Annotated in this window: 5 protein-coding genes; all 5 read left to right on the top strand. The window is 52.7% G+C overall.

The window, feature by feature from the left end; translation table 11 throughout:
* Window positions 1-379: Ig-like domain-containing protein (locus PAG01S_RS22355; protein ID WP_162268216.1), on the top strand; the 379-nt coding region annotated here is incomplete at its 5' end.
* Between the two features lie 7 nt (window positions 380-386).
* Window positions 387-2,147, top strand: coding sequence for a hypothetical protein (locus PAG01S_RS21225; protein WP_062759686.1), 1,761 nt, complete (start codon window positions 387-389; stop codon window positions 2,145-2,147).
* Between the two features lie 394 nt (window positions 2,148-2,541).
* Window positions 2,542-3,756: a TolC family protein gene (locus PAG01S_RS21220; protein ID WP_071778629.1), complete on the top strand. Its 1,215-nt coding sequence runs from the start codon at window positions 2,542-2,544 to the stop codon at window positions 3,754-3,756.
* A gap of 88 nt (window positions 3,757-3,844) precedes the next feature.
* Window positions 3,845-6,121: a type I secretion system permease/ATPase gene (locus PAG01S_RS21215; protein WP_369690942.1), complete on the top strand. Its 2,277-nt coding sequence runs from the start codon at window positions 3,845-3,847 to the stop codon at window positions 6,119-6,121.
* Window positions 6,118-7,362, top strand: coding sequence for an HlyD family type I secretion periplasmic adaptor subunit (locus PAG01S_RS21210; RefSeq protein ID WP_010257175.1), 1,245 nt, complete (start codon window positions 6,118-6,120; stop codon window positions 7,360-7,362). Before PAG01S_RS21215 ends, PAG01S_RS21210 begins: the two co-directional genes overlap by 4 nt.
* The last annotated feature ends 55 nt before the right edge of the window (window positions 7,363-7,417 follow it).

Below are 7,417 nucleotides of genomic sequence, written 5' to 3'. Positions count from 1 at the left end.
GGGCCTGGTCATCGACAGCATCACCCTGACGGACGACGTCGGTGCGATCACCGGCGAGATTGCCAGCGGCTCGGTCACCGACGACGCGCGGCCGACCTTCTCCGGCGACGCAACCGCCGACATCGATCACGTCAACATCTATGACAACGGCGAGCTCGTCGGCAGCGCAGCGGTGGAGGCGGACGGCAAGTGGAGCTGGACGCCGGAGCAGGATATGGCGGACGGCACCTCCCACGACCTGACGGTTGCGGCGGTGGACGCGGCGGGCAATGAGGGCCCGCAGGCAGACGGCGACTGGAGCTTTACCGTTGACACCTCGGTGCCGGATAACCAGACATCGGGTTTAGTGGCGGACAGCATCACACTGAACCGGCATTGAAGGTATCGTGATTGACGTGGATGCGGCGTTCTACTCCGAGTACACGGTGAACACCACCACCACGGGAGCGCAGACGGTCTCGTCGGTAGCCAGCCTGCCGGACGGCGGCGCCATCGTGGTGTGGCAGTCGGCGAGCGGAGACGGCTCCGGCAGCTGCGTCAAGGGCCAGCTGCTGGATGCGAAAGGCCAGCCGGTCGGGGCGGAGTTCACGGTGAACACCACCACAGCGGGCGACCAGATCACGCCGCAGGTTACCGTGCTGTCAGATGGCACTTTCCAGGTGGTGTGGAGCACGGATTCCGGTGCGCATATCAAGGGTCAGGGTTATACCTACAGCTACGACGGTGCGGGTAACGTGAACGGCGTCGTGACTAATGGCGCAGAGTACAATGTGGACTCCAGCACCGCCGCCAGCAAAATGCGCGTTCCGGTGATCACTTCGCTGGAAGACGGCGGTTATCTGGTGGTTTGGGAAGCGAGCCTGAACGGCAACTGGACGGTCTATGGCCGTCAGTATGACGCAAACGGCACGCCGGTCACGGCGGAGACCGTGCTGGCAACCACGACCCTGAACGCAAATGCCATCATTCCTGAATGGGAGCCGTTACCATCTGTTACAACGCTGGAAAATGGCCAGGTTGCGATTACTTATGCGATTAAAGCCACCGGATATGATGTTGGTGTGTCAGTTTATGATCCGTCAACGCATGCTGTAACAGGCAGCTTCGTAGCGAACCAGACCCTGACTAACAATCAGGCGTCATCCGCAGTCAGTGCGCTGCAAAACGGTAACTACGTGGTGACCTGGGACTCTAACGATACCAGCGGACCGGATCAGAATGGTTACAGCGTCTGGGGCCGCATCTACGCGGCAGACGGTACGGCGCTGACCAGCGAGTTCCTGATCAACACCACGACGGCTGGCGATCAGCACATGGCGAGGGTGGTCAGTCAGGCTGACGGCAGCTTTATTGCCGTTTTCCTGTCAACAACCGACATCGCGCCGGGTGCAGGTACCAGCGGTATCTACGCACAGTACTTTGATGCTGCGGGTAATAAAGTGGGTCAGCAGATCCAGATCAACCAGCTGACCTATGGTGAGCAGGTTGAAGTCGATGCGACCTTCCTGGCGGGCGGTCAGCTCTACGTGACCTGGACCGATCAGGGCGTGGGCGACGGCGATGGCTCAGCAATCAAAGGCCGCTTAGTTGATCTGAACGAGACACTGGGACTGACGTCTGAAACGGGATCGACGCATATTGAGTATCAACCTGCTCAGTACGATCTTAATGGCACTTCAGGTAATGATGTACTGGATGCACGCGGCGCGAATTCCGTCGATGCAAAAGAGGGCGATGATACTATCGTCATTAACAGTACTCATTTTAGCAGTGTGAAAGGAGGAGAAGGTCACGATACGCTGGTCTGGGATTCTAATAACGATTTAGAACTCGGAACGGTATCAGGCAAAATTAGTGGAATTGAAGCTATCCATCTGGGTAATAACACGGCGCAGACATTATTTATCAGCGCCAGCGATGTGCTCGAAATTACTAAAGATAATGGTGGTGAAGCGAACACATTACATATTACGGGAGATGTGGGAAGCTCAAACAATAGTAATGCAACTGATACCGTTAATATTGGAAAGTCAGAATGGACGGCTTCGGCCGCACAAACTGAAAATGGCGTTAATTATGACGTCTATACCAATAATGATGACACCACTGTCAAGCTGTTAATCCAGCATGGCTTAAACGTTATCTGATAGAACTGGCGATGACTTCGGTCATCGCCAGCTTTTTTTCACATCAAACTCACCTGATGGGCCTGTTTAAGGCAGGCCCATCAGGTGAGCCCCAGATCTGATTGCGCAGATGAAAAAAATAAATAAAGGCATGTGAGCAGCATGTAAAACCTAAATATTTCTTTTTAGCAGAATTAACGTTGCCATATGACATGTCGGACGGTTAAAACAGTTCCGGTCGCAGGATTGAATTAGCGACAGAGAAAATTAGCCATCCCACTTTATTTGTTATTTTGAGTTAACTATGAAAAAAAACTTGTTTACTACAAAATCCAGATGTTCGCTGCATGGTTTAATTGCGGGATTGCTATTTTTTAATCCCCTGTTAAATGCCCATGCAACGGACTTTATTGAAATGATTCGTATGACAGCCGACCATCCGTCGGTAAAGTCTGCTTTATCAAACAGCACCGGTGCTATGTATGATATCGATCAGGCAAAAGCCGCTGATGGTTTTCAGGTCAGCACGGGTATCAGCGCATCAGGATATTCAGGTCAACCCGGTTATGAGAATAACCCGGTCTCCCCGCATATCACTGTAAGTAAATTACTTTACGATCACGGACGTACTGATGCGAGCGTTGCCGGAAAGCAGGCAGCTTATTCCATGCAGCAGGCTCAGGTAAATGTCACGCGCGAAAATCTCAACGAGCAGGTGCTTTCTCTTTTTACCTCTGCAGCCACTAATGCCACAGTTGTCGCTGTGCTGGATAAAGAAATTAACGCACTGCAGGATCTGCTTAATCGGGTAAAGAATATTGCCAGTATTGATAGCGGCAGAGCTTCTGAGATCAATCAGGTTGCGACTCGCCTCAATTCGGTGATTGCCAGTCGTGAAATGAGCTACACCACCTATATACAAGCGCAGCAGCAACTCAGCTCGCTGCTGAACCACGAGATTGTTATCACCAGAGGCCTGCCCGATCTGAAAAAAGCGGGTCTGTTGCCCGCGTCACTGGCACAGGCACAACAGGTACTGAAAGAAAATCCCAACTGGGCGGTCTCACGCGAGCGTAAAGAGGAGGCGAGAGCCGCAGTGGATCTGGCCTCTAAGTGGAACAGGCCGAAATGGAGTGTGCAACTGAGTATGGACAGTCCAAAGCGCAACGGTGAAATGGAACCGTTTAAAGCGGTGACGTTACAGGTGAGCAGCGATATCAATCTTTGGGATGGTGGGGCTGGCAGGGCAAATGCCAAAGCTGAAACTCAGCGACTCATTGCCGCAGAGGCGGATCAGGATGCAACACTCCGGACATTGAAACAGCAGCTGGATCAGCTGTGGGTCTCCTTACCGCTTCGTGAACGCCAGCTCAATGCATTACAGAGACAGTCAGAAACCGCGTTGAAAACCTGGAAAGCGGGGGAAGTACAGTTCTTCGCGGGGCAGCGTCCGTTAACGGATTTAATCTCGTTTGCTACCGACTATTACACCAGTCTCGCAAGTTATCAGGAGCAGCAGATGCAGTATCTGGCTGCGCAATGGAACATCGTTGCGGCACTGGGTAAAACCAGCCAACTGGTGCAGAAGGTTAACGCTTTACCAGCGAATACCATCGAAGCGGTGCACTAATCACGCTGACGTAAAAAACGAGTATTTCTGGCCGCTGTCATGCTTTGCCGCCAGACCAGAATGAATTAGTTGTCCAGGGGACGCCATTGTGACTGATATACAATTTGAGCCTGCTGGCTCTGAACTGAATGCTGAAAACAGAGTGTTATCCAGATCGCCATCAGATACGCAGGAGACTTTGCTGGTTGCACTGCAAAGCGCACTGCGCCTGTTTGACGTCCGGCTTACGCTAAATGCTTTACGTGTGGGTATGCCTGCATTTCCACCAGACGCTGATATCAGCGCCCAGAATGACTGGGCATTGCGCACGCTGCAGAGCCGCAGCATGAGTGCTGCCTGGCAGAAGATTGACCTGACGGATGTGAAAAGCTTTGTTCTCCCCGCCATCATGCGTCTGGAAACGGGCTACTGCGTGCTGACACAGTGTAGCGAAAAGAAGTGCGCCATTATCGATCCCGCACTGGGCAGCCAGCCTGTTGAGGTCGATTTCGCTCGCCTGGCTCAGCACTATAGCGGCGAGTTGCTGCTGCTGCGACCTAAGTCTTATCTTGATCATCGTGCCGATGACATTGTCCATGTCGGTAAAGGGCACTGGTTCTGGAATACTTTGTGGGGATTCAAACGTTATATCTTTGAAGCCGCCGCATTGTCAGTCGTTATTAACCTGCTCGTTCTGGCGATGTCCGTATTCACCATGACGGTTTATAACCGGGTACTGCCTAACCAGACCTACGTAACACTCTGGACGATGGCTATCGGCGTGAGTCTGGCGTTGTTGTTTGAACTGGCTGCACGGCTGGGTCGGGCCTGGATTACCGATCGCGCCGGTAAAAAGATCGATCTGGTGTTGGGCGCACAACTTTTTCGTCACGTGCTGAACGGCAAAATGTCGGGTCGAGCCCAATCCAGCGGTGCATTTGGCAATGTCATGCAAAGCTTTGACAGCGTCCGCGAGCTTACTACGTCAGCCGCTTTAACGACGGTTGCTGACTTACCCTTTGTTTTACTCTTCCTGGTTGTAATCCATCTGGTTGCCGGGCCACTGGTCTGGTGTGTGATCCTGATATTAGTGGTCATCGTGGCGATGGTGCTGCTGATGCAGATCCCTTTGAAACGCCACGCTGAAGAGTCAATGAAAATAGGCAGTAACCGTTACGGTCTGGTTATTGAATCACTGGATAATCTTGAGACCATCAAAGTTCTGCGTGCTGAAAACCTGGTCGCCTCTAAACACGATGTTGCCAGCGTAAAACTCTCTGCAGTGAATATGAAATCGCGGTTCCTTGCCACTATGGGCTCAAGCGTCATTCAGACGACCCAGCAGTTTGGCACCGTTATTCTGCTGGTCTGGGGTGCTTATCTGGTCGGTGATGGTGATATCTCAATGGGAGGCATCATTGCCACTATGACCCTGATGGGGCGCGCCATAATGCCAATAGCAACGCTTGCCGCGCTGGGATTGCGTATTCAGCAGGCAAAAACCTCGCTGGCCATCCTCAATAAAGTGATGCAGGCCCCTGCTGAACGCGATAATGAGAAGGTTTATGTGCAGCTTCCCCAGGGCAGCCAGACCGGGATTGTCTGTCAGGGCGTTTCATTACGTTATAAAGACGATTTACCGGCCATCGTTGAGCAGCTAGATGTCCGGTTCTGTCAGGGCGAGCGGGTTGCCATACTGGGCAAAATGGGCAGCGGTAAATCTTCGCTGCTGCGCATGCTGGTTGGGCTATATCCACCCACAACAGGCACGATCACCATTGCTGGCGTAGATATAGGCCAGGTCGAGCCGGTGGAATTACGGACTCGTATCGCGCTGGTCAATCAGGAACCACGTTTTATGTATGGTTCGCTGCGTGACAACCTGGTGATGGGAGCACCCTATGCCAGCGACGAAGAACTGATGGCCGCTGCAAAAATGACCGGGGTGAGTGATATTGTCGCGGCCCATCCCATGGGTTTTGGTATGCCTGTCAGTGAGCGTGGTGAAAACTTTTCCGGTGGACAAAAGCAGGCGATAGCCCTGGCTCGCGCCATTCTGTCGAATCCGGATGTTCTGCTACTGGACGAACCTACATCGGGGATGGATATGGGGTCGGAACGCACTATCCTGCAGGCGCTCATCCCGGCAATGGAAGGCCGAACCGTGATTATCGTGACCCACCGTCCGGCAGTGCTGAAATACGTTGATCGGGTGATTGTGATGGATGAAGGCATCAAAGTAGCTGATGGGCCGCGTGAAGAGATTATCGGTTTATTAAACAGCGGGAAGATCCCGGCCGCATCGGTGCTGCGTAACGCAGCGAAACATGCTGGCGTTGAGATAAGCACAGAGCGTCAGCCACAATCTGGCGAGGTAACAGTATGAGCAGCCTGTCCCCTGATAAAAACGTTGATCAAAAGCGCCTGACCGAACATACAGCCAGTGACATGGTGAGGGCCGCCCGTCAGGATCGCTGGGAAGGCTGGCTATTTATTGCCTGGGGCAGCGTGGCGTTAATGGTGCTGGTAATCGTCTGGGCCGCCAATTTCAACATCGAAGAGGTGACAACCGGGTCAGCCAAAATTGTTCCCAGTTCCCGCGAACAGGTTTTGCAAAGCCTTGAGGGCGGTATTTTGCAGGAGTTAATGGTGCATGAAGGCGATACGGTTGAAAAAGGTCAGGTTGTGGCCAAAATCGATCCCACGCGCGCCGAAGCCTCCTTCCGCGAAAGCGCTAACCGCCTGCTGGCACTGAAAGCCCAGGCCGCGCGTCTTGAAGCAGAAGCGACCGGCAGCGAGCTTGTGTTCCCGCCAGAGGTCATGAAAGTACCTGAACTGGTTACCCGTGAAACCGATGCCTGGAAACTACGTAAAAGGGCGGTAAATGAGTCAATTGAAGGCTATCTGAAGTCAAAAACATTGCTGCAGAAAGAGCTTGAAATGGCGCGACAGCTCTCAGCCAGATCGCTGCTGTCAAAAACTGAGGTTCTGAAACTTGAGCGTCAGATGAATGATGCCGAATTGCAAATTACCGAGCGAAAAAACCGCTACCGTAACGAGGCTAACGATGAACTGTCCAAAGTCGATGTTGAGATGACAAGCCTGCAGGAAACTGCCCATGGCCGCCATGATACGCTTGAGCGTACTGAAGTTCGCACGCCAGTACGAGGCATTGTTAACAGTATTAAAATCAATACGCTTGGCGGTGTGATCCAGCCTGGTGCCGCAATAATGGAGGTGACACCATTGGATGACCAGCTGCTGGTGGAAACCCGTATCCGGCCCTCTGATGTGGCTTTTCTGGCGCCCGGTCAGGAAGCTGTGGTAAAAATTTCTGCCTATGACTATTCGATTTATGGCGGCCTGACCGGACATGTTCAAAGTATCAGTTCGGGCGCGCTAAAAGATGAGGAAAGTAAGGCTGCCCGCAGGCCAGGCGTCGATGATACTTATTACCGGGTGATGGTATTAACGGAAAATAATACGCTGACGAAAAGCGGCAGTCAGGAACTACGGGTTATTCCCGGTATGACGGCCACCGTTGATATTCGTACGGGCGAGAAGAGCCTGCTGCAATATCTCTTGCGTCCTCTGTTGCGCGTACAGGAAGCGTTTCGCGAAAAGTAAAACCTGCCCTGAATGTAAAAAAGCCAGCGCTATAGCTGGCTTTTTTACACAGAAG

Origin of the sequence: Pantoea agglomerans NBRC 102470, assembly GCF_001598475.1 — a bacterium.
GTDB classification, from domain to species: Bacteria; Pseudomonadota; Gammaproteobacteria; order Enterobacterales; family Enterobacteriaceae; genus Pantoea; species Pantoea agglomerans.
Note: the sequence above shows the minus strand (reverse complement) of the source record. Positions and strands in the feature narration are given on the sequence as shown.

What these genes read in the sequence shown, in the direction of transcription:
- PAG01S_RS21210 (WP_010257175.1), top strand. Translation starts at nt 6,118, where the DNA reads ATGAGCAGCCTGTCCCCTGATAAAAACGTTGATCAAAAGCGCCTGACC.
- PAG01S_RS21220 (WP_071778629.1), top strand. Translation starts at nt 2,542, where the DNA reads ATGATTCGTATGACAGCCGACCATCCGTCGGTAAAGTCTGCTTTATCA.